The 22,497-nt window shown below is 64.6% G+C and carries 22 protein-coding genes; 12 read left to right on the top strand and 10 right to left on the bottom strand.

The window, feature by feature from the left end; translation table 11 throughout:
* Positions 1–47: 47 nt before the first annotated feature.
* The 3 genes from GJ698_RS05675 to dxs are packed head-to-tail and all read left to right on the top strand — an operon-like array spanning position 48 to position 3,070.
* Positions 48–311, top strand: a complete 264-nt coding sequence (locus tag GJ698_RS05675; protein ID WP_154356631.1) for an exodeoxyribonuclease VII small subunit — start codon at positions 48–50, stop codon at positions 309–311.
* Entirely contained in the window at positions 308–1,198 is an 891-nt protein-coding gene (locus tag GJ698_RS05670) for a polyprenyl synthetase family protein (protein ID WP_154356630.1), read from the top strand. The genes GJ698_RS05675 and GJ698_RS05670 overlap by 4 nt, the downstream gene beginning before the upstream one ends.
* Positions 1,199–3,070, top strand: coding sequence for a 1-deoxy-D-xylulose-5-phosphate synthase (dxs, locus tag GJ698_RS05665; RefSeq protein WP_154356629.1), 1,872 nt, complete (start codon positions 1,199–1,201; stop codon positions 3,068–3,070).
* On the opposite strand, the gene GJ698_RS05660 is transcribed toward dxs, so the two are convergent.
* Entirely contained in the window at positions 3,057–4,256 is a 1,200-nt protein-coding gene (locus tag GJ698_RS05660) for an SGNH/GDSL hydrolase family protein (protein WP_208023777.1), read from the bottom strand. The two genes, dxs and GJ698_RS05660, sit on opposite strands and share 14 nt — an antisense overlap.
* A gap of 99 nt (positions 4,257–4,355) precedes the next feature.
* Between GJ698_RS05660 and GJ698_RS05655 the strand changes: the two genes are divergently transcribed.
* Both GJ698_RS05655 and GJ698_RS05650 read left to right on the top strand, forming a co-directional pair.
* Positions 4,356–5,261, top strand: a complete 906-nt coding sequence (locus GJ698_RS05655; RefSeq protein ID WP_154356627.1) for a LysR family transcriptional regulator — start codon at positions 4,356–4,358, stop codon at positions 5,259–5,261.
* Positions 5,262–5,325: 64 nt separating this feature from the next.
* A complete protein-coding gene (locus GJ698_RS05650; RefSeq protein ID WP_154356626.1) occupies positions 5,326–6,069 on the top strand; it encodes a M48 family metalloprotease in 744 nt (247 codons plus the stop codon).
* Here GJ698_RS05650 and GJ698_RS05645 read toward each other — a convergent pair.
* Complete coding sequence (locus GJ698_RS05645) at positions 6,066–6,620, bottom strand: cob(I)yrinic acid a,c-diamide adenosyltransferase (RefSeq protein WP_154356625.1); 555 nt, start codon at positions 6,618–6,620, stop codon at positions 6,066–6,068. The two genes, GJ698_RS05650 and GJ698_RS05645, sit on opposite strands and share 4 nt — an antisense overlap.
* Before the next feature lie 89 nt (positions 6,621–6,709).
* Between GJ698_RS05645 and GJ698_RS05640 the strand changes: the two genes are divergently transcribed.
* From GJ698_RS05640 to glcF, 3 genes are read left to right on the top strand one after another with little or no spacing between them, the layout of a single operon-like run.
* Positions 6,710–8,188, top strand: a complete 1,479-nt coding sequence (locus GJ698_RS05640) for an FAD-linked oxidase C-terminal domain-containing protein (RefSeq protein WP_154356624.1) — start codon at positions 6,710–6,712, stop codon at positions 8,186–8,188.
* Between the two features lie 2 nt (positions 8,189–8,190).
* Complete coding sequence (gene glcE / locus GJ698_RS05635) at positions 8,191–9,231, top strand: glycolate oxidase subunit GlcE (protein ID WP_154356623.1); 1,041 nt, start codon at positions 8,191–8,193, stop codon at positions 9,229–9,231.
* Between the two features lie 3 nt (positions 9,232–9,234).
* Positions 9,235–10,464, top strand: a complete 1,230-nt coding sequence (glcF, locus tag GJ698_RS05630; protein ID WP_154356622.1) for a glycolate oxidase subunit GlcF — start codon at positions 9,235–9,237, stop codon at positions 10,462–10,464.
* Here glcF and GJ698_RS05625 read toward each other — a convergent pair.
* The 4 genes from GJ698_RS05625 to GJ698_RS05610 form a co-directional block, all read right to left on the bottom strand.
* Positions 10,456–12,951 carry an EAL domain-containing protein gene (locus tag GJ698_RS05625; protein WP_229259846.1) on the bottom strand — a complete coding sequence of 832 codons (2,496 nt, stop codon included), beginning with the start codon at positions 12,949–12,951 and terminating at the stop codon, positions 10,456–10,458. The genes glcF and GJ698_RS05625 overlap by 9 nt on opposite strands.
* A gap of 141 nt (positions 12,952–13,092) precedes the next feature.
* Positions 13,093–13,578: a glutathione peroxidase gene (locus GJ698_RS05620; RefSeq protein ID WP_154356620.1), complete on the bottom strand. Its 486-nt coding sequence runs from the start codon at positions 13,576–13,578 to the stop codon at positions 13,093–13,095.
* Positions 13,578–14,714, bottom strand: coding sequence for a PilT/PilU family type 4a pilus ATPase (locus GJ698_RS05615; protein WP_154356619.1), 1,137 nt, complete (start codon positions 14,712–14,714; stop codon positions 13,578–13,580). Before GJ698_RS05615 ends, GJ698_RS05620 begins: the two co-directional genes overlap by 1 nt.
* Positions 14,715–14,819: 105 nt before the next feature.
* On the bottom strand, positions 14,820–15,863 hold the full coding sequence (locus GJ698_RS05610; RefSeq protein WP_154356618.1) for a type IV pilus twitching motility protein PilT: 1,044 nt from the start codon (positions 15,861–15,863) through the stop codon (positions 14,820–14,822).
* Between the two features lie 59 nt (positions 15,864–15,922).
* Here GJ698_RS05610 and GJ698_RS05605 point away from each other — a divergent pair, with 59 nt between their 5' ends.
* Together GJ698_RS05605 and proC are read left to right on the top strand one after the other, a co-directional pair.
* Entirely contained in the window at positions 15,923–16,627 is a 705-nt protein-coding gene (locus GJ698_RS05605) for a YggS family pyridoxal phosphate-dependent enzyme (protein WP_154356617.1), read from the top strand.
* 3 nt (positions 16,628–16,630) lie between these two features.
* Positions 16,631–17,455: a pyrroline-5-carboxylate reductase gene (proC, locus tag GJ698_RS05600; protein WP_154356616.1), complete on the top strand. Its 825-nt coding sequence runs from the start codon at positions 16,631–16,633 to the stop codon at positions 17,453–17,455.
* A 10-nt stretch (positions 17,456–17,465) separates the two neighbouring features.
* On the opposite strand, the gene GJ698_RS05595 is transcribed toward proC, so the two are convergent.
* Positions 17,466–17,882 (bottom strand): Rrf2 family transcriptional regulator, encoded by a 417-nt coding sequence (locus GJ698_RS05595; RefSeq protein WP_154356615.1) that lies wholly within the window; start codon positions 17,880–17,882, stop codon positions 17,466–17,468.
* A gap of 80 nt (positions 17,883–17,962) precedes the next feature.
* Here GJ698_RS05595 and GJ698_RS05590 point away from each other — a divergent pair, with 80 nt between their 5' ends.
* Entirely contained in the window at positions 17,963–18,940 is a 978-nt protein-coding gene (locus GJ698_RS05590) for an alpha/beta fold hydrolase (protein ID WP_154356614.1), read from the top strand.
* Here GJ698_RS05590 and GJ698_RS05585 read toward each other — a convergent pair.
* The 3 genes from GJ698_RS05585 to GJ698_RS05575 form a co-directional block, all read right to left on the bottom strand.
* Positions 18,924–19,271, bottom strand: a complete 348-nt coding sequence (locus GJ698_RS05585; protein ID WP_154356613.1) for an ElaB/YgaM/YqjD family protein — start codon at positions 19,269–19,271, stop codon at positions 18,924–18,926. The two genes, GJ698_RS05590 and GJ698_RS05585, sit on opposite strands and share 17 nt — an antisense overlap.
* A gap of 89 nt (positions 19,272–19,360) precedes the next feature.
* On the bottom strand, positions 19,361–20,215 hold the full coding sequence (gene ubiA / locus GJ698_RS05580) for a 4-hydroxybenzoate octaprenyltransferase (protein ID WP_154356612.1): 855 nt from the start codon (positions 20,213–20,215) through the stop codon (positions 19,361–19,363).
* 55 nt (positions 20,216–20,270) lie between these two features.
* Positions 20,271–21,206 carry a hydrogen peroxide-inducible genes activator gene (locus GJ698_RS05575; RefSeq protein WP_154356611.1) on the bottom strand — a complete coding sequence of 312 codons (936 nt, stop codon included), beginning with the start codon at positions 21,204–21,206 and terminating at the stop codon, positions 20,271–20,273.
* A gap of 109 nt (positions 21,207–21,315) precedes the next feature.
* On the opposite strand from GJ698_RS05575, the gene GJ698_RS05570 reads away from it, so the two are divergent.
* Entirely contained in the window at positions 21,316–22,497 is a 1,182-nt protein-coding gene (locus GJ698_RS05570) for a PilT/PilU family type 4a pilus ATPase (protein WP_154356610.1), read from the top strand.

Genomic DNA, 22,497 nt, shown 5'->3' with positions numbered 1-22,497 from the left:
CGGGCTACACTGCGCTGGCCTGGCTGTGCCCAAGATAACTGATAACTATGTCTAAGAAACTAACTGCCGACGCGACCGCCGCCGCCCTCGCTCCCGCTTCGTTTGAAGAAGCGATGGCGGAACTGGCGCAACTGGTCGCACAGATGGAGGCGGGTCAACTGCCGCTGGAAGCCTCGGTGGCCGCCTATGCGCGCGGCTCGGAGCTGGTGAAATTCTGCGCGGCCCAGCTGGAAAAAGTGGAATCCCAGGTCAAGGTGCTGGAAGGCGACATGCTGAAGCCTTTCGTGGCGGTTGGCGAGGGCGAACAATGAGCGCCGCCTTCGACGACTGGATGAAAACCGTGCAGGCCGGATCGGAAAACGATTTATCCGGTTTCCTGCCGTCGGCCGACACCGTGCCCACCAGGCTGCACGCAGCGATGCGCTATGCGCTGCTGGGCGGCGGCAAGCGCGTGCGGCCGCTGCTGGTGTACGCGGCCGGCGCCCTGTTCGGCGCCGCCCCTGCCACGCTGAGCCGCGCGGCGGCGGCGGTGGAAATGATCCACGCCTACTCGCTGGTGCACGACGACATGCCGTGCATGGACGACGACGCGCTGCGCCGCGGCAAGCCGACGGTGCACGTGGCCTACGACGAAGCGACCGCGCTGCTGGTCGGCGACGCGCTGCAATCGCAGGCCTTCCTGGTGCTGGCCGAGACCACCAGCGTGCCGCCGGCACGCGTGGCGGCGATGCTGCGGCTGCTGGCCCAGGCCTCCGGTTCGGCCGGCATGTGCGGCGGCCAGGCCATCGATCTCGACAGCGTCGGCCTCAGCCTGACGCTGGAACAGCTGGAGCGCATGCACCAGCTGAAAACCGGCGCCTTGCTGCGCGTGTCCGTGGTGCTGGGCGCCCTGGCCGGCAAGGAACTGGACGATACGGAACTGAACGCGCTGGAAGTTTACGCGCGCGCCATCGGCCTGGCGTTCCAGGTGGTGGACGATGTGCTCGACGCGACGGCCGATTCGGCCACGCTGGGCAAAACCGCCGGCAAGGATGCGGCCGACAACAAGCCGACCTATGTATCCATATTAGGTCTGGCACCGTCGCGCGCACTGGCGGAAAAATTGCGGCTCGACGCGCATGCTGCGCTCGCGCCGTTTGGAGAAAAAGCTTTGCGATTACGCGAACTCGCGGACCTGATCGTGCAGCGGAAGGCATAAATGAACTTGCTCGAAAAAATAGAATCCCCGGCCGATGTACGCAAACTCTCGTACAGCCAACTGACGCCGCTGGCGCATGAACTGCGCGCCTACCTGCTCGATTCCGTGTCCAAGACCGGCGGCCACCTGTCGTCCAATCTCGGCACGGTGGAACTGACGGTGGCGCTGCACTACGTGTTCAACACGCCGCACGACCGCATCGTCTGGGACGTGGGCCACCAGACCTACTCGCACAAGATCCTGACCGGCCGCCGCGAGCGCATGCACACGCTGCGCCAGCTGAACGGCATTTCGGGCTTCCCGAAACGCGACGAAAGCGAATACGACACCTTCGGCACCGCGCACTCGTCGACCTCGATTTCGGCGGCGCTGGGCATGGCGCAGGCGGCCAAGATCAAGGGCGAGCATCGGCACGCCATCGCCGTCATCGGCGACGGCTCCATGACCGCCGGCATGGCGTTCGAAGCGCTGAACAACGCCGGCGTGCAGGACGACGTCAATCTGCTGGTGATCCTGAACGACAACGACATGTCGATCTCGCCGCCGGTCGGCGCCTTGAACCGCTACCTGGCGCGCCTGATGTCCGGGCAGTTCTACGCCGCCGCCAAGAACGTCGGCAAATCGGTGCTGCCGGCGCCGGTGCTGGAACTGGCCAAGAAACTGGAAGAACATGCGAAGGGCATGGTGGTGCCGGCCACGATGTTCGAGGAATTCGGCTTCAACTACATCGGCCCGATCGACGGCCACGACCTGGAGTCGCTGATCCCGACGCTGCAGAACATCAAGCAGCTGAAAGGCCCGCAGTTCCTGCACGTGGTGACCAAGAAGGGCCAGGGCTACAAGCTGGCCGAGGCCGAGCCTATCCTGTACCACGGCACCGGCAAGTTCAATCCGGCCGAAGGCATCAAGCCGGCCGCCGCGCCGTCGAAGAAAACCTACACCGAAGTCTTCGGCGACTGGCTGTGCGACATGGCCGCCGCCGACAAGAAGCTGGTCGGCATCACGCCGGCCATGCGCGAAGGTTCGGGCATGGTGCGCTTCGACCAGGAATATCCTGACCGTTACTTCGACGTCGGCATCGCCGAGCAGCATTCGGTGACCTTCGGCGCCGGCCTGGCCTGCGAAGGCCTGAAGCCGGTGGTGGCGATCTACTCCACCTTCCTGCAACGCGGCTACGATCAGCTGATCCACGACGTGGCGCTGCAAAACCTGGACGTGACCTTTGCGCTGGACCGCGCAGGCCTGGTGGGCGCCGACGGCGCCACCCACGCCGGCAACTACGACCTGGCCTACCTGCGCTGCATCCCGAACATGGTGGTGATGGCGGCATCGGACGAAAACGAATGCCGCCAGATGCTGACCACCGGCTACCACTACAACGGTCCTGCCGCGATCCGCTATCCGCGTGGCGCCGGCATCGGCGCGGCGATCAAGCCGGAGCTGACGTCGATTGCCATCGGCAAGGGCGAGATCAAGCGCGGCGGCCAGAAGATCGCCATCCTGGCCTTCGGCTCGATGGTGGCGCCGTCGGTGGCCGCCGGCGAAACGCTGAACGCCACCGTGGCCAATATGCGCTTCGTCAAGCCGCTGGACGTGGAGCTGGTGAAGCAGCTGGCCGCCGACCATGATTACTTCGTGACGGTGGAAGAGGGCTGCATCATGGGCGGCGCCGGCGCCGCCGTGGCGGAAGCGCTGGCCGCCGCAGGCCTCGTCAAGCCGATGCTGATGCTTGGCCTGCCGGACAAGTTCATCGACCACGGCGACCCGGCCAAGCTGCTGGCCAGCGTCGGCCTGGATGCCGCCGGCATCACCGCTTCGATCAAACAGCGCTACCTGAGCGACGAGCCGCGCCTGGTCGTCAATAACGGCTGATCATCTCCGCCACGGCGGCGGCCATCGCTTCGTATCCGGCGTCGCCGGGATGCAGGTGGTCGCCGCTGTCGTAGCGCGGCAGCATGCGCGACGGGTGGCCCGGGTCGCGCAGCAGCGCGTCCATATCGGCCACCGCGTCGAACTCCTTGCTCTCCCTGATCCATTGATTCACCTGCCGGCGCAGCGCGTCCTTGGCGGGCGTGTAATAGCCTGCGATGGCCGTGCCTTCGAACGGCGGCAGCGTGGCGCCGATGATGCGCACCTTGCGCGCCTGCGCCTGGGCGATCAGCTGGCGGTAGACGGCGATCATGCGCGCCGCCGTCATCGGCGCTTCCTGCGGCGCGAACACGCTTTGCGGCCAGCCGATATCGTTAATCCCCATCAGCACCACTGCCGTTTGCACGCCGGGCTGCGCCAGCACGTCCTGTTCGAAGCGCGCGGCGGCGTTGACACCCATGCGGTCGCCCAGCAGCCTCGCGCCCGAAATGCCGGCGTTGATGACGGCGACGCCACCATCGCCGGCGCTGAGACGCGCGGCCAGATAGTCCGGCCAGCGCCGGTCGCGATCCGGCGTCGAGCCATTACCGTCCGTGATCGAATCGCCAAACGCCGCCACCGCGTGCGTCGGCGCCGCCGCATCCACCCAGATGCCGCTCAACAGCGCCCGCCCATGCAGCGCCTGCGCCGCCCGCCACGTCACCGCGCCGGCCTGGTTGCCCTCCACAATGGCGCCGGTCTGCTGCGCGCCCCAGTGAAAAGTCGCCAGCGCCGTACGCTCCGGCAGATATACGCTGACGGTCAGCTTTTCCAGCGCCGCCACCGGCATCGCCAAAGCGTCGCTGACTACGGGCGCACCGGGCGGAATGACGACATCGCGCTGTCCGCCAAAAGTCAGCACGGTTCCGGCCTCGCCGTCGCGTGCCAGCCGTGCCTCGCCGATCGCCAGCGGTTGCGTGCCATAGCGGTTCGACAGCACCACGCACACACGCCGCCCGCCCATGCTGATGCGGGCCGTTTCGCGCACGGTCTGCCGCTCCAGTACAGCGGGAACGCCCGTCGGCAACGCGAATTCCTGTTCGCCCCACGTCGCATGCGGGCTGGCCTGCCAGGTCGCGATCCAGTTATCCGCCGCAAGCAGCGGCCCGGTAATGACGGCGCATAGCGCGCCAGCGATAAATCTTTTCATGACTGCTCTCCTGTCGAAAAGCGCACGATAGGTCATTCCACGGGTGAGCAGAAGGAGGATAAACTGACTATACTTCATTCAAATATGGAATGAGACTGCATGGACACTATCCGATCGCTACGCTGTTTTGTCCGCGCCGTGGAACTGGGCAGCTTGTCCGCCGTCGCGCGCGAGGAGGGCACCACCCAGCCTACCGTCAGCAAACTGATGGCGAGCCTGGAGTGCGAACTGGGTGTGCGCCTGCTGGAGCGCAGCACCACCAGCTTGCAGCCGACGCCGCAGGGACGCCGCTTCTACCAGCGCGCGCTGGGCGTGCTGGCCGAATACCAGGATGCCGTGGCCGAGGCGCGCGGCCAGACCGAAACGCCGGCCGGCCTGATACGCCTGAACGCGCCGGCCGCCTTCGGCCAGTTCCGCCTGAACGGTTTGCTGGCGCCGTTCCTGGCGCAATATCCGCAGGTGGACATCGAACTGATACTCGACGACCGCATGGTCGATCTGGTCAAGGAAGGCGTGGACATCGCCGTCCGCCAGGGACGCGAGCTGCCGCCGGACGCCATCGCCAGATTGGCCGCCACCTCGCCGCGCCAGCTGGTGGCCGCGCCGTCCTACCTGAAAGCGCGCGGCAAGCCGAAGCAGCCGCAGGACCTGGCGCGGCACGACTACATCCGCTTCGCCTGGCTGGCCGATGCCGATCTGCTCACATTGCATGATGGCGACCGCAGCGAAACCGTCCAGACGCGCGGCCGCTATCGCGTCAACAATGCGCTGGCGATCCGGGAGAGTCTGGCGGCAGGCGGCGGTGTCGGCCTGTGTCCTCTATGGTTGGTGCAGGACTTGCTCGATAGCGGCGCATTGGTGCGCGTGCTGCCCGCATGGCATGGGCAACCGCAGCCGCTGCACCTGCTGTCGCCATCGCGCCGCTACCAGCCGTTGCGCGCGCGCCTGCTGCTGGATTATCTGGCGGTGCAGATTGCACTGCTGCCGGGATACAACGCTTCCTGAAATTTTCTTGCCTAAGGCGCAGGCTGTCCTATATTGATATAAACAGTTTATATCAGGGGCTGGCATGAAGCTGATTACCGCAGGCTTGATGTTGTTGGCGATGACATTGCCGGCTGCCGCGCAGGTGCCGGAATCCGGCCGCGTGCAGGAACTGATCTTCAGCGCCGCCGAAGTGGATGAAAGCATGGAACAGCGCTACATCGACCGCACGGTGGACCTGGCAGCCGACGGCAAGCTCGATGAAGACCGCGCGCTGCTGGTGCGCCTGCGTTACATCAGCGCCGAATTGATCCGCGTGGCTATCGAATTGAAACCGGAGGCCGCGCAGTGGCAGTGGGAAGTCCATACCACCAGCGATGACGATGTGGACGCCCTGTGTCTGGCTGGCGGCAAGATCCTGGTCGGCAGCGCCTTCGTGCACCGGCTGGCGTTGACCGATGGCGAGCTGGCGACGCTGCTGGCGCATGAAGTCGCGCACGCGGTGGCCGAGCACCACCGCGAAACCTTCTCCGAGGCGATGCTGCTGAACCGTTTCCCGGCCGTGCCGCTGGAAGTGGTGATGGCGCGGTTGGACAGCGACCTGTCGCTGCAGATCCGCCTGTCGAAGCTATCCAGCCTGCAGGAATCCGAGGCCGATCATCTCGGCATGGTGCTGGCCCACCGCGCCGGCTGGGCGGCGGGCGACATGGTCAGCTTCTACCGCAAGCTGGCCGATGGCGAGCAGACGGCGCTGCTGTCCGGCGCCTATCCCGCCAACACCTCGCGCCTCAGCATGGCGCAGGGCATGGCGCGGCTGTTTGGCGATTAGCCGCGTTTGCGCTCGTGCTGCCACAGCACGTCGCTGCCGCCGGCGTAGCGGTTCAACACACGCGACAGCACAAACAGCAGGTCCGACAGGCGGTTCACATACTGGCGCGGATGTTCGTGGATGGTCTCCGCCTTGCCCAGCGTGACGATGGCGCGCTCGGCGCGGCGGCACACCGTGCGGCACACATGCGCCTGCGAGGCGGCGCGCGAGCCGGCCGGCAGAATGAATTCCGTCAGCGGCGGCAGCGTGGCGTTGTACTTCGCCAGCAGATCATCCAGCCGCTCGACATGCGCTTCCTTGATCATCTGATAGCCCGGAATGCATAACTCGCCGCCCAGGTCGAACAGATCGTGCTGGATGGTGACCAGTTCGTCGCGCAGATCGGCCGGCATCTCCTCGCACAGCAGCAGGCCCAGATGCGAATTCAATTCATCCACCTCGCCGATGGCGGTGATGCGGACGCTGTCCTTGTCCGTGCGGCTGCCGTCGCCCAGACCGGTCGTGCCGCCGTCACCGGTACGCGTAGCAATTTTAGAGAGTCGGTTGCCCATAATATTCAGTCCTTGATGGCGATGCACCGAAGAATACAACAAATGGGCTTACAATCGTGGCTCCATCTGTGTTTTCAGGTGCATGACCCATGAACACTGTTTCTGACCTTGTCTCCCGGCGTGCGCAGCTTGCTGCGGCGTTGCAGCATGTGCTGCCGCAGCGCGCTGTGCTGTCGGCGCCCGAGGATACGCGTCCTTATGAATGCGATGGTCTGGCGGCGTATCGGCAGCTGCCGATGATCGTCGTGCTGCCCGATACCGAGGCGCAGATTGTTGCGGTGCTCAAGGTATGCCGCGACCTGAACGTGCCCATCGTGCCGCGCGGCGCGGGCACCGGCCTGTCCGGCGGCGCGATGCCAATTGCCGACGGCGTGGTGTTGTCTACCGCTCGGTTGAACCGTATCGTGCGCATGGACGCCTATTCGCGGACGGCGGTGGTGCAGCCGGGTGTGCGCAACCTGGCGATTTCGGAAGCGGCGGCGCAGCATGGCCTGTACTACGCGCCCGATCCATCGTCGCAGATCGCCTGCACCATCGGCGGCAACGTGGCGGAAAACTCCGGCGGCGTGCATTGCCTGAAGTACGGCCTGACGGTGCACAACGTGCTGCGTGTGCGCGTGGTGACCATCGACGGCGACGTGGTGGAACTGGGCAGCGAGGCGCTCGATGCGCCGGGACTGGATCTGCTGTCGGTGTTTATCGGCTCCGAGGGCATGCTGGGCATCGTCACCGAAGTGACGGTCAAGCTGGTGCCCAAGCCGGCCACTGCGCGCGTGATCATGGCGTCGTTCGACGAGGTGGTGAAGGGCTGTCACGCGGTGGCGGCGCTGATCGCGGCGGGCATCATTCCCGCCGGCCTGGAGATGATGGATCAGACTTCCTCGCGCATGGTGGAGCCGTTCGTCAAGGCTGGCTATGACACCGACGCCGCCGCCATCCTGTTGTGCGAGGCCGACGGCACCATCGAGGAAGTGGAAGAGGAAATCGCGCGCATGTCGGCGGTGCTGAACCAGGCCGGCGCCAGTGCGATCGCGGTGTCGCAGTCGGAGGCGGAGCGGCTGAAGTTCTGGTCCGGCCGCAAGAACGCCTTCCCCGCCGCCGGCCGCATCTCGCCGGATTACTACTGCATGGACGGCACCATTCCGCGCAAGCGCCTGGGCGAGGTGCTCGCCGGCATCGCAGCGATGGAACTCACATATGGCCTGCGTTGCGCGAACGTGTTCCACGCGGGCGACGGCAATCTGCATCCGCTGATCCTGTTTAACGCGAATATCCCGGACGAGTTCCAGCGCGCGGAAGCCTTCGGCGCCGAGATCCTGGCGTTGTGCGTGGAAGTCGGCGGCACCATCACCGGCGAGCATGGCGTGGGCATCGAGAAGATCGATTCCATGTGCGTGCAGTTTGCGCAGGCGGAGCTGGAGGCGTTCTTCTCGGTCAAGCGCAGCTTCGATCCGCATGGCCTGCTCAATCCCGACAAGGCGATCCCCACGCTGCACCGCTGCGCCGAATTCGGCAAGATGCGCGTCAGCGGCGGCGTGCTGCCGTTTGCCCACCTTCCGCGATTCTAACCATGACTGTCTATGACGATTTCGCCGCCCGCATCCGCAACGCGCAAGCGCCACTGCGCCTGCGTGGCGGCGGCACCAAGGACTGGTACGGCCAGGCGCTGACGGGCGAGGTGCTGGATACGCGCGTCAACAGCGGCATTATTTCCTATGAACCGACGGAACTGGTGATTACCGCCCGTTGCGGCACGCCGCTGGCGGAGATTGAAGCGCTGCTGGCGCAACACAATCAGATGCTGGCGTTCGAGCCGCCGCGCTTCGGCCCCGAATCGACCATCGGCGGCGTGGTGGCCAGCGCCTTGTCAGGGCCGCGCCGGGCCAGCGCCGGCGCGGCGCGCGATTTCGTGCTGGGCGTGGTGCTGATGGATGGTCGCGGCGAGGTGCTGCGCTTCGGCGGACAGGTGATGAAGAACGTCGCCGGCTACGACGTCTCGCGCCTGCTGGCCGGTTCGCTGGGCACATTGGGTCTGATACTGGAAGTGTCGCTGAAGGTGCTGCCGGTGCCGCTGCGCGAGGCCAGCCTGAGCTTCGAGGTGAACGAGATCGATGTGCTCTCGCGCCTGAACGAATGGGCCGGGCAGCCCTTGCCGATATCGGCCAGCTGCTGGCATCAGGATGTGCTGACGCTGCGCCTGTCCGGCGCGGATGCGGCGGTGGAGGCGGCGCAGCGCAAGCTGGGCGGGCAGGCGCTGGATGGCGCCGACGCTTACTGGGCCGCGCTGCGCGATCAAACGCACGCTTACTTCAGCGGCGGCACGTTGTGGCGCATGTCGGTGCCGTCGCACGCCAGCGCGATCATCCTGCGTGGAGAACAGCTGATCGAGTGGGGTGGTGCGCAACGCTGGCTCAAGGTCGATGGTGCGGCCGATGCGGACAGCATACGCCGCACCGTCGCCGCGTCGGGCGGACATGCGACGCTGTTCCGTGGCGCGGACAAGAGCGTTGGCGTGTTCCATCCGCTGGCGCCGGCGGTGGCGAAAATCCATGAGCGCCTGAAGCAGTCCTTTGATCCTGCCGGCATCTTCAACCCTGGGCGCATGTACTGAACTATGCAAACCAATCTGGCTGACTTCATCAAGAACACGCGCGAAGGCGACGAGGCCGAAGCGATCCTGCGCGCCTGCGTGCATTGCGGCTTTTGTACTGCCACCTGTCCCACGTATCAGCTGCTGGGCGATGAGCTGGACGGGCCGCGTGGGCGCATCTATCTGATCAAGCAGGTGCTGGAGGGCGAGGCGGTGACGGCCAAGACGCAGCTGCATCTGGACCGCTGCCTTACCTGCCGCAACTGCGAGACGACCTGTCCCTCCGGCGTGAAGTATGGGCGCCTGATCGATATCGGACGCAAGGTGGTGGAGGAACGCGTGCAGCGTCCGTTGGCGGAGCGCGTCAAGCGCAAGGTACTGGTGGAAGGCTTGTCGCGCAAGGCGGTCTTCAAGACGGCGTTGCAGGCGGGGCAGATATTCCGTCCGCTGCTGTCGCCGGCGATGCAGGACAAGGTGCCGCAGCGCCAGGATGCCGGTGTGTGGCCGGCGCGCGAGCATGCGCGCAAGATGCTGGTGCTGGAGGGCTGCGCGCAACCGGGCATGGCGCCGAACATCAATGCCGCCACGGCGCGCGTGCTGGATGCGCTGGGCGTGCAATTGATCGTCGCGGCTAGGGCCGGATGCTGCGGCGCGCTGCGGCATCATATGAACGACCAGGAGGCGGCGCTGGACGATATGCGGCGCAATATCGATGCATGGTGGCCGTACGTGCAGGACGGCGCAGCGGTGGAGGCCATCGTCATGACGGCGTCCGGCTGCGGCGTGACGGTCAAGGAGTATGGCCATTTGCTGGCGCACGATCCTGCGTATGCCACCAAGGCGGCGCGCATTGCGATGCTGACGCGCGACCTGAGCGAGATCCTGCCTGAATTTGAAAACGCGCTGGCGCAGCGCGTCAAGGCCGGCGGAGCAGGGCGCGTGGCGTATCACCCTCCTTGCACGCTGCAGCACGGGCAGCAGATACGCGGCAAGGTGGAAGGCGTGCTGCGCGCCGCCGGCATCGACGTGGTGCTGTGCGCCGACAGCCACCTGTGCTGCGGCTCGGCCGGCAGCTATTCGCTGCTGCAGCCGGAACTGTCGCTGCAACTGCGCGACCGCAAGCTGGTCAACCTGGAAAACACCGGCGCACGGACCATCGTGTCCGCCAACGTCGGCTGCAGCGCACACCTGCAATCCGGCACCGAAACGCCGGTGATGCACTGGATAGAACTGCTGGACCGCGCCTTAAATTAACGCCAGCTGCGAGGTGCCGCCGGCCGGGTTGCCGTGCAGGCTGATGATGGGCGGCAGGCTGGCGGCGGCCTGCCACACCTTGGCGGTATCGAAGCTGGCCACCCACGACAGCACGTCGTCGGCCGGCATCGGCCGCGCCACGCCGTAGCCCTGCACCAGATCGCAGCCGAGGCGCATCAGCATCGCTCCATGCTCGATGGTTTCGACACCTTCGGCAATCACACCCAGGCCGAATGAACGCGCCAGCCCGATCACCGCGCTGACCAGGTGCAGGTCGTCGCGGTCCACCAGCATGTTGCGCACGAAGCTCTGGTCGATCTTCAGGATGTCGGCCGGCAGCCGCTTCAGGTAGGACATCGACGAGTAGCCGGTGCCGAAATCATCCAGCGCGAAGCTGATGCCCAGCGCCTGGCAGTCCAGCATGATGCTGCGCACGTGGCTGATGTCGCTCAGCGCCGACGATTCCAGGATCTCCAGTTCCAGCATGTGCGGCGGCACTTCCGGGAACTCCGCCAGGATCGTCTTCAATCGCTCGACGAAATCGTGGCGCTGGAAGTGGCGCGCCGCGATGTTCACGCTGATCACCCAGTCCGTATCGAACGCGCGCCACGATTGCAGCTGGCGCAGCGCCTCGCGCAGCACCCACTCGCCGATATCGACGATGACGTCGGTATGTTCGACGATCGGCAGGAAGTCCATCGGCCCGACGATGCCGCGCAGCGGATGGTTCCAGCGCAGCAGCGCTTCCATGCCGACGATGCGGCCCTTGCGCATGTCCAGCTTCGGCTGGTAGTACAGCACCAGCTCATTGGCGCGCACCGCCGCGCGCACTTCGGTGCGGCGGTTGTGGTGGGTGCGCACCTGTTCGTCGAGATCGGCGTCGAAGAAGTGGTGGCGGTTGCGGCCCGTGATCTTGGCCTGGTACAGTGCCTGGTCCGCGTGCCGCAGCAGGCTGTCCGCGCTGAGGTCATTGCCGGTGTAGACCGCGATGCCGACGCTTGCCGACATGCTGACCGCCTTGCCGCCGCAGACATAGTCGCGCGCCAGCGCGGCCATCAGCTTGCTCATCGCGTACTCGATGGCGGCGCGGTCGCTCAGTTCCGGCAGCAGCAGCACGAATTCATCGCCACCGAGGCGCGCCACGTAGTGACGCTGGCCGGCAAAGTCGTGCAGGCGGCTGGCGGCCTGCTTGAGGATTTCGTCGCCGACGGCCTGACCCATGGTCTGGTTCACGTGCTGGAAGTGATCCAGGTCGAACAGGCATACCGCCAGCAGGTAGTTATGCTCGCGCGCGCGCTCCACCTCCTGCTCGAAGCGCAAGGCCAGCGCCGTGCGGTTGGGCAGGCCGGTGAGGATGTCGTGATTGCTCTGCCACGAAATCTGCTGCATCAGCTGGCGGCGTTCGGTGACGTCGCGGAACACCAGCACCGAGCCCTGCACCTCGCCCTGCGGCGTGCGGATGGCGTTGGCGGTGTACTCCACGGTGCAGGTCTGGCCCATGCGGTTGCGCAGGTTCTGGTTGCCCACCTTGACCACTTCACCGCCGGCGTAAATCGCCTTCATCGCCTTCAGCAGCGAGTGCTGGCCGAAGTTATTCGACAGCACGAACACCTGGTGCAGCTCCATGCCGCGCGCGCGCGATTCCGGCCAGCCGGTCAGCTGCTGCGCCACTTCGTTGATGGTGTCTATCTTGCCGTGCAAGTCGGTGGTGATGACGGCGTCGCCGATGGAGGCCAGCGTTACTTCGATGCGGTCCTTCTCGACCTGCAGCTGTTTCTGCGCCAGCAGGGTGCGCGTCAGCTGCGCGCTCAGGTTGTTCTGGCTTTGCTGCAGCTTGTGCACCAGCGCCTGCACGCGCTGCGCCATGTTGTTGAAGGTGGAGGCCAGCATGCGCGCTTCCAGCGTGCCTTGCACCGGCAGGCGTACATCGTGGTCGCCGCCCTGGAAGCGGTTGGTGGCGTCGGCCAGGCGCGCCAGCATGCGCTTGTTGGCGAGGATGATGATGCCCAGCAGCGTGTAGATGACGAAGACGTTGATCGCCGAGATCACCGCCTGCTGGTAGATGCTGCGCCACACGTCGTTGATGGCGCGCACCGGCTCAAAGTCCAGCACCAGCGTGGCGCCGTCAAGGATGACCGTGCGGCTGGCGCGGGCCAGCGGACTGAATTGCACAAACCAGCGCGGATATTGCGGCTGCGCCTGCGGACTGCGCAGCGCTTCCAGGTGGCCGCCGGCGTAGTCCAGCCGCGCGGCGCTCAGGTCGCCATTGAGCAGCAGGGCGCCGGACAGCGTGTTATCCAGGGCGGCGCGGTCCGAGATGGCCAGCGCCGGCTGCAGCGTCTTGCGTAAATGCGCAGTCACTTCGCCAGCCTCGCGTTGATAGCGGGCGTTGGCGTTGGCGGTTTCGGACTCCAGCATCAGGTGATAGCGCAAGCCCACCACCATCGCGATAATCAGCAGGATGGGGACGAACAGCCTGGAGTACATCCCCATCCGCAGCCAGTAAGACAGAATTTTTCCCATTAAGGACATAGGCGACTGATTCGGCAGGAAACGAAATTCAATATTACCAAAAAGTTAAGCCTTGCGCTTGTTTTGGAAATCGTTTTCGTCATTGTGTTGTCGGAATCACTCAGCCAGCAGTTTTTCGATGTCGGCAATCAATTCTTCCGGCTTGGTGGCGGGGGCGTAGCGGTTGTAGACGGTGCCGTCCTTGCGGATCAGAAATTTCGTGAAGTTCCACTTGATGGCCTGGGTGCCGAGGATGCCCGGCGCGTCCTTCTTCAGCTTCTGGAACAGCGGGTGGGCATGGTCGCCGTTGACGTCGATCTTGGCGAACAGCGGGAAGGTGACGCCGTAGTTCTTTTCGCAGAAGGCGCCGATTTCCTCGGCCTGGCCCGGCTCCTGGGCGCCGAACTGGTTGCATGGGAAGCCCAGCACTTCCACGCCCTTGTCCTTGAACTGCTGGTACACCGCTTCCAGTCCCTTGTACTGCGGCGTGAAGCCGCACTTGCTGGCGGTGTTGACGATCAGGAGCACCTTGCCCTTGTACTGGCCGAGGTTGACCGGCTGGCCGGACAGGCTGTCGGCGCTGATGTCGAAGATCGTGCTCATTAGATGATTCCCAAATGTTCGGTGCCGGCCGACAGGTCGCGGTTTTTCGCGGCCTTGCCTTCCAGCTTGATGGTCAGGCGCAGGTCGTTGACGGAGTCGGCGTTGCGCAGCGCGTCCTCGTAGGTGATCAGGTCGGCCTCGTGCAGGTCGAACAGCGACTGGTCGAAGGTTTGCATGCCCAGCTCGCGCGACTTCTTCATCAACTCCTTGATCTCGTGCACCTGGCCCTTGAAGATAAGGTCCGAGATCAGCGGCGAGTTCAGCATGATCTCGATGGCCACCGCGCGGCCCTTGGATTCCTTGCGTGGAATCAGGCGCTGCGAAATCATGCCCTTCAGGTTCAGCGACAGGTCCATCAGCAGCTGCTGGCGGCGTTCCTCGGGGAAGAAGTTGATGATGCGGTCGAGCGCCTGGTTGGCGCTGTTGGCGTGCAGGGTGGCCAGGCACAGGTGGCCGGTTTCGGCGAAGGCGATGGCGTGGTCCATGGTCTCGCGGTCGCGGATCTCGCCGATCTGGATCACGTCCGGCGCCTGGCGCAGCGTGTTCTTCAGCGCCACCGCCCAGTCGTCGGTGTCGACGCCGACTTCGCGCTGGGTGACGATGCAGTTCTTGTGCGGGTGGACGAATTCGACCGGGTCTTCGATGGTGATGATGTGGCCGTAGCTGTTCTCGTTGCGGTAGCCGACCATGGCGGCCAGCGTGGTCGACTTGCCGGAGCCGGTGGCGCCGACCATGATCACCAGGCCGCGCTTGGACATTACCACGTCCTTCAGCACCTCCGGCAGGCCGAGTTCTTCCAGCTTGGGGATGTCGGAGTTGATGGTCCGCAGCACCATGCCGACCGCGCCCATCTGCACGAAGGCGGAGACGCGGAAGCGGCCGATGTCGCCGGGGCTGATGGCGAAGTTGGCTTCCTTGGTCAGCTCGAAGCCGGCGGCCTGCTTGTCGTTCATGATGGAACGGGCCAGATCAAGCGTGTGGGCGGCGGTCAGCGCCTGCGCCGACACCGGCGTCATCTTGCCGTCGATCTTGACGGCCGGCGGAAAGCCGGCGGTGATGAACAGGTCCGAGCCTTTCTTGGCCAGCATCAGGCGCAGCAAGTCGAACATGAATTTTGAGGCCTGATCGCGTTCCATAATCTTCTTTCAAGACGGGGTCAGGTCCTTCATTTCTACACGGTCTCTGCTGTAGCCACGGCTACAGCAGAGACCGTGTAGAAATGAAGGGCCTGACCCCGGAGTTTAACCGGGGAAATTGTCGGGCGACTTGGCGGCGTTGCGGGCGGCGGCGGCGCTGATGATGTTGCGGCGGACCAGGTCGGTGAGGTTCTGGTCCAGCGTCTGCATGCCGACGCCGCTGCCGGTCTGGATCGCCGAATACATCTGCGCCACTTTGGCCTCGCGGATCAGGTTGCGGATGGCCGGCGTCGCCACCATGATTTCGTGCGCGGCCACGCGGCCGGCGCCGTCCTTGGTTTTCAGCAGCGTCTGCGAAATCACCGCCTGCAGCGACTCCGACAGCATGGCGCGCACCATTTCCTTTTCATCGGCCGGGAACACGTCGACGATACGGTCGATGGTCTTGGCCGCCGACGAGGTGTGCAGCGTGCCGAACACCAGGTGGCCGGTCTCCGCCGCCGACAGGGCCAGGCGGATGGTTTCCAGGTCGCGCAGCTCGCCGACCAGGATGCAGTCCGGATCTTCGCGCAGGGCCGAGCGCAGCGCGTTGTTGAACGACAGCGTGTGCGGCCCCACTTCGCGCTGGTTGATCAGGCATTTTTTCGATTCGTGGACGAACTCGATCGGGTCTTCGATCGTCAGGATGTGGCCGTACTCGTTTTCGTTGAGGTGGTTGACCATGGCCGCCAGCGTGGTCGACTTGCCGGAGCCGGTCGGGCCGGTCACCAGCACCAGGCCGCGCGGCTTCAGCGCGAACTCGGCGAAAATCTTCGGCGCGTTCAGTTCTTCCAGGCTCAGGATCTTGGACGGAATCGTCCGCAGCACCGCCGAGGCGCCGCGCTCCTGGTTGTAGGCGTTGACGCGGAAGCGCGCCAGGCCGGGAATCGCGAACGAGAAGTCGACTTCCAGCATCTCTTCATACGCCTTGCGCTGGCCGTCGTTCATGATGTCATAAATCATGCCGTGCACATCCTTGTGCTCCAGCGGCGGCAGGTTGATGCGGCGCACGTCGCCGTGCACCCGTATCATCGGTGGCAGCCCGGCCGACAGGTGCAAATCCGACGCCTTGTTCTTGACGGAGAATGCGAGAAGTTCGGAGATGTCCATTTATAATCCCTGTGCCCAGACGTTGATGTGGCCAATTTAACGCTTTTTACTCGATGATTATGTCCCCGATCCGCCAGAACTTGCAAGCCATCACCACCACAATTGTTGCCGCTGCTCAAGAATCAGGCAGGCCGGCGACGGCGGTGCAGCTGCTGGCCGTGTCCAAGACCTTCGGTCCGGAGGCGGTGCTGGAGGCGGTGGCGGCCGGCCAGCGCGCGTTTGGCGAGAACTATCTGCAGGAGGGCCTGGACAAGATCCGCGCCGTGCAGGAGGCCGGGGCGCCGGCGCTGGAATGGCATTTCATCGGCCCGATCCAGAGCAACAAGACGCGCCCCATCGCCGAGCACTTCGCCTGGGTGCACACGGTCGAGCGCGAAAAGATCGCGCAGCGGCTGTCCGAACAGCGGCCGTCCGGGATGGCGCCGTTGCAGATCTGCCTGCAAGTGAACATCAGCGGCGAAGCCAGCAAGAGCGGCGTCGCCCCGGAGGAACTGGCGGCGCTGGCCCACAAGGTCGCCGCGCTGCCCAACCTGACCCTGCGCGGCCTGATGGCGATCCCCGAGCCGGCCGACGATTTCGACCAGCAGCGCGCGGCCTTCGCGCAGCTGCGGACTTTATATGAACAACTGCGCGCGGACGGGCTGGCGCTCGATACGCTGTCGATGGGCATGTCGGCCGACATGCGGGCGGCAATCGTCGAGGGCGCCACCATCGTGCGCGTCGGCAGCGCCATTTTCGGCGCGCGCAACTATGACAAGGCTTGAGACATGAAGATAGCATTTATCGGCGGCGGCAATATGGCGGCGGCCCTGATCGCGGGACTGGCCAACAAACTGACCGACGGCGCCAACATCCACGTGGCCGACCCGAACGCGGAGGCGCTGGCGCGGCTGCACAAGCAGTACGGCGTGACCACCTCGGCGGCGGCCGATGCGGCGCTTGGCGCGGCGGACGTCATCGTGCTGGCGGTCAAGCCGCAAAGCATGCGCGAGGTGGCGGCGCAGGTGCTGCCGTTCCTCGACAAGGCGAAACAGCCGCTGATCGTCTCGATCGCGGCCGGCATCCGCGGCGCCGACCTGTCGCGCTGGCTGGGCGGCTACGGCGCCATCGTGCGCTGCATGCCGAACACGCCGGCGCTGATCGGCATGGGCATCACCGGCATGGTGGCGATGGCCGGCGTCAGCGCCGAACAGACCAAGGCCGCCGACGACATCCTGCGCGCCGTCGGCCCGACCGTGTGGCTGGATGACGAAAGCAAGATCGACGCGGTGACGGCGGTCTCCGGCAGCGGCCCGGCCTATGTGTTCTACTTCATCGAAGCGATGCAGCAGGCTGCCGAAGAAATGGGCCTGAGCGCGGAGCAGGGCAAGCAGCTGGCCCTGGCCACCTTCACCGGCGCGGCCCAGCTGGCGCAACAGTCGAGCGAACCGGTAGCGCTGCTGCGCGAACGCGTCACCTCGAAAGGCGGCACCACCTACGCCGCGCTGACCAGCATGCAAAGCAGCGACGTCAAGGCCGCCATCGTCACCGCCATGAAAGCCGCCGCCGCACGCGGCAAGGAACTCGGCGACGAGCTGGGTGCCGCCGGCTAAGGCGCCGCGGTTATTCCGTTACGACTTCGCTGGCGATGTCCGCCAGCGTGATCGACGCCATGCGCGTTCGCATCGTCGCTTCCGCTTCTTCCATCACGCCGCGCAACGCGGTGTTGCTGGCCTGCTCGACAGGGCAGCCCGGATGATCCTGCGCGCAGGCGATGGCAAATAATTCCGGTTCATCCAGCGCGCTGTAAATATCGAGCACGGTCAGGTCGGCCAGTGGCCGCAGTATCTGCCAGCCGCCGCCGTGCCCGCCTTCCGACGCCACATAGCCGCGTGCCTTCAGGCCCGCCATCGTGCGCCTCACCACCACCGGATTGGTGTCCAGCATCTGCGCGATCGTGTCGGAGGTGGCGCGGCCGCCGCGCAGCGACATGTGGATCAGCACATGCAGCATGCGGCCTAGTTTGCTGTCTTTCTTCATTTTTATCGTGTAACTCTATATGTTGCGCAAGTGCGCTCAAGCGTGTATCGTAACACTCATTGTTACGCATGAGGATCGATATGAGTGCCCTACAACATCGTTTGATCGCGGCAAACGGCATCCAGATGCATGTCGCCGAGCAGGGCGGCGGCCCGGCAGTCCTGTTCTGCCATGGTTTTCTTGAAACCTGGTATGCGTGGCGTCACCAGTTGCCGGCGTTGGCTGGCGCCGGCTTTCGCGCGATCGCTCCTGACATGCGCGGCTATGGCCAAACGGACCGGCCTGCCGGCGCCGATCAATATTCGGTGTGGCATCTGGTCGGCGACATGGTCGGCTTGTTGGATGCGCTGGACATCGAGCGTGCCATCATCGTGGGCAACGACTGGGGCGCGACGGTGGCATGGCAGGCGGCGCTGTTGCGGCCGGATCGTTTCCACGCGGTGGCGGCGTTTGGCGTGCCGTTGATGGGCCGTGCGCCGATGCCGCCGTCGCAGCTGTTTCCGCAAAATGAGCAGGCGCTGTTTTATACCTTGTATCTGCAGCAGCAGGACGGGCCGCAGGCCGAACTGGAGCGCGATGTGCGCGAGACGCTCGGCAAGCTGTTGCTGTCCGCATCGGGCGAGGGCGCAGTGAATCCGTTCAGCATGGTCGCGCGCCTGTCCGGCATGTTGGCGCCGCTGCCGTCCGCCGCGCTGCCGGCCTGGCTCAGCGAGGCGGACTTGCAAGTCTATGTGGATGCCTATGCGCGCAGTGGTTTCGGTGGAGCGCTGAACTACTACCGCAATCTGGATCGCAACTGGGAATTGCAGGCAGCGTTGAGCGGCATGCAGCTAGCCGTACCGGCGCTGTTCATGGCTGGCGAACGCGATCCTGGCCTGCAGATGCCGGGCATGAGCGACATCATCGACGCGATGATCCAACTGGCGCCTGGCCTGGTACGCAGCGAACTGGTCGCCGATTGCGGCCACTGGATACAGCAGGAACAGCCAGCGCTGGTGAATGCGGCGCTGGTGGCGTTCGCCAACAGCGTCGAGGCAAAAACTATCGGCGCGAAATGAGCGTGCCGATCACCAGGCCGATGGCGGCGCCGATGCCGACGGCGCGCCATGGGTTGTCCTGGACGTAGACGTTGACGGTGTCGGCCGCTTCGCGGCTGTGGGCGATGATGCTGTCTTCCAGCTTGCGCAGGTCGCTCTTGGCGGTGCGCAGGGTGTCGTCGAAGCGGGTGCGCGCTTCGGAGGCGGCCGCGCTGACTTCGCCGGCGCTGTCGGCCAGCCATTTTTCCGCTTCGTCGATGGTGTGGTTCAGTTCGCCCATCAGGCGCTCGCGGGCGGTGCTGCTGGCGCTCTGGCTGTCGGCGATATCGCTGTTCGGTTGGGTTTGATCCATGGTGTTGACCTCGTCTGTGTTCACTGGTGGGAAGGGATGACCAGTGTAAGTATCGGCGATGTCACCACTTTGCGCCCGCTCAATTGGACTTAGCGCAGCGCGTAGTCCAGCGCCACGCCGGCAAACACCACGCCGCCCAGCCAGTTGTTGTGGCGGAAGGCGTACAGGCAGGGATCGCGTTCGCGGTTGCGGATCAAGGTGTAGTGGTAGCAGGCCATGCCGGCCGCCGCCGCCAGCCCGGCGACGAACCACAGGCGCAGGCCCAGCTGCCAGCCGCAGACCAGCAGGATCGCCAGGTGCATGGCGTAGCAGAACATGATGATGGCGACGTCGTAGCGGCCAAAGGTAATCGCCGAGGTCTTGATGCCGATCTTCAGGTCATCGTCGCGGTCGACCATGGCGTATTCGGTGTCGTAGGCCAGGGTCCAGAAGACGTTGCCGACCAGCAGCAGCCAGGCCACCGGCGGCACCTGGTTCTGGATCGCCGCGAACGCCATCGGAATGCCGAAGCCGAAGGCGATGCCCAGGTAGGCCTGCGGAATGGCGAAGAAGCGCTTGGTGTAGGGATAGCTGCCGGCCAGAATCACCGCCGCCACCGACATCTGCCTGGTCAGCGCGTTCAGCGGCAGGATCAGGCAGAAGGCGATCAGCGTCAGCACCACGGCGATCGCCACCGCTTCCTTGCCGCTGACGCGGCCGCTGGTGATCGGGCGCTGGGCGGTGCGCTTGACGAATTTGTCGATGTCCTGGTCGGCGTAGTCGTTGATGGCGCAGCCGGCCGAGCGCATCAGGAAGGTGCCGAGCGTAAAGATAACCAACAGTTTCCAGTCCGGCACACCGCCGGACGCCATCCACATCGCATACAGCGTCGGCCACAGCAGCAGCAGGGTGCCGATGGGTTTGTCCATCCGGATCAGACGAAGGTAGAGCGCCAGCTTGGTCATATGCGACTTCGGGTAACAGGAAAGCGGTCATTATCGCAAATCCTGCGACCCGCTGTCATTCGTCGGCGCAGAGGGTGGTGATGCCGGGCAGGTTGCAGGACGCGACCACGTCGCACACGGCGTCGATGGCGGCCTTGCGGGTGAAGCTTTTGCGCCACACGATGACCACGCGGCGCGACGGCGCCGGCTCGTCGAACGGGCGGAACTGCAGCATGCCGTCCTTGGCGTCCATGTCCGGCACCGAGGCGCGCGGCAGCACGGTCAGGCCGATGCCGCTGGCCACCATGTGACGGATGGTTTCCAGCGACGAGCCCTCGAAGGTGCGCTGCATGCCGTTGCCCGGCGCGGAGAAGCGCGCCATCTCGGGACATACTTCCAGTACCTGGTCGCGGAAGCAGTGTCCGTTACCAAGCAGCAGCATGTTCTCGGTTTTCAGGTCGTCGGCGGGAATACTCTTGCGCTTGGTCCACGGGTGCAGCGTCGGCATGGCGACCACGAAGGGTTCGTCGTACAAGACTTGCATGGCCATACCATGCTCCGGCAGCGGCAGCGCCATGATGGCGGCGTCCAGTTCGCCCTGGCGCAGCATTTCCAGCAGCTTGACGGTGAAGTTTTCCTGCAGGATCAAGGGCATCTGCGGCACCTTGTCGATCATGCCTTTGACCAGCGGTGGCAGCAGGTAGGGGCCGATGGTGTAGATCACGCCCAGGCGCAAAGGCCCGGCCAGCGGGTCCTTGTTCTGCTTGGCGAGTTCCTTGATGGCGGCGGTTTGTTCGAGCACGCGCTCGGCCTGGGCGACGATCTGCGCGCCCAGCGGCGTGACGGAGATTTCGGCGCCGCCCCGTTCAAACAGGACCACGCCCAATTCGTCTTCGAGCTTTTTGATGGCGACCGACAACGTCGGCTGGGCGACGTAACAGGCCTCGGCCGCATGTCCGAAGTGCTTCGCTCTTGCAACAGCGACAATGTATTTCAGTTCGGTCAGTGTCATGAAGTTATTTGAACACAGGCGATGCTGGGATGCAATAAATGAACGCCAAGTTGAGCTATTGTAGCGGAATGCTGTCGATATAATGCAGCGTAATTTTGAAAGGCGGTGTATGTCCTCCACATTTGGTCCCGAAGAAGCGCAAGCCTATCTGCACAAGCTGCTGAAGGTGATGCACCATACCGGCGGTTCGGACTTGTTCATCGCCGCCGATTTCCCGCCAAGCATGAAGGCGCAGGGCGCGATGAAAGCCATGAGCCAGCAGAAGCTCAGCGGTAGTGTCACGCGCGCACTGGCCCTGTCGATCATGAACGACAAGCAGCAGCGCGAGTTCGAGGCTGAACTGGAATGCAACTTTGCCATCTCGCTGCCCGAGGTGTGCCGCTTCCGCGTCAACGTCTTCGTGCAGCAGCAGAACGTCGGCATGGTGATCCGCACCATCGCTTCCGAGATTCCGTCGCTGGAAAAGCTGGAACTGCCGGAGGTGCTGAAGGACATCATCATGACCAAGCGCGGGCTGGTGCTGGTGGTGGGCGGCACCGGTTCCGGCAAGTCGACCACGCTGGCGGCGATGATCGATTACCGCAACACCAACTCGGCCGGCCACATCATCACGGTGGAAGACCCGGTCGAGTATGTGCACAAGAACAAGGGCTGCCTGGTGACGCACCGCGAGGTCGGCGTCGATACGCTGTCGTGGCACAACGCGCTGAAGAACACGCTGCGCCAGGCGCCGGACGTGATCCTGATCGGCGAGATCCGCGACACCGAAACCATGGAGCACGCGATCGCGTTTGCCGAGACCGGCCACCTGTGCCTGGGCACGCTGCACGCGAACAACGCCAACCAGACCATGGACCGCATCATCAACTTCTTCCCCGAGGAGCGCCGCAACCAGCTGCTGATGGATCTGTCGTCCAATCTGCGCGCCATCGTCTCGCAGCGGCTGATCCGCACGGAGGACGGCAAGGGCCGCAAGGCCGCCATCGAAATCCTGCTGAATACGCCGACCATCGCCGAGATGATTTTCAAGGGCAATTTCCAGGCGATCAAGGAAATCATGCACAAGTCGCGCGAGCTGGGCATGTGCACCTTCGACCAGGCGCTGTATGAACTTTATAATAAGGGTTACATCGCCTACGAAGAGGCGCTGCGCAATGCCGATTCGGCCAACGGCCTGCGCCTGCAGATCAAGCTGCACGGCGGCCGCGCCGAGCCCGGAGAAGGGGGCGGCGCGTTCGGCGCGCTGAGCATCGAAGAAGAAAAACCTGACGACGAAGAACCTAAGACCTGA

The sequence above is a fragment of the Duganella aquatilis genome (assembly GCF_009674565.1).
Classification (GTDB): domain Bacteria; phylum Pseudomonadota; class Gammaproteobacteria; order Burkholderiales; family Burkholderiaceae_D; genus Rugamonas; species Rugamonas aquatilis.
The sequence above is the reverse complement of the archived record's forward strand: the minus strand, read 5'-3'. Positions and strand labels throughout refer to the sequence as shown.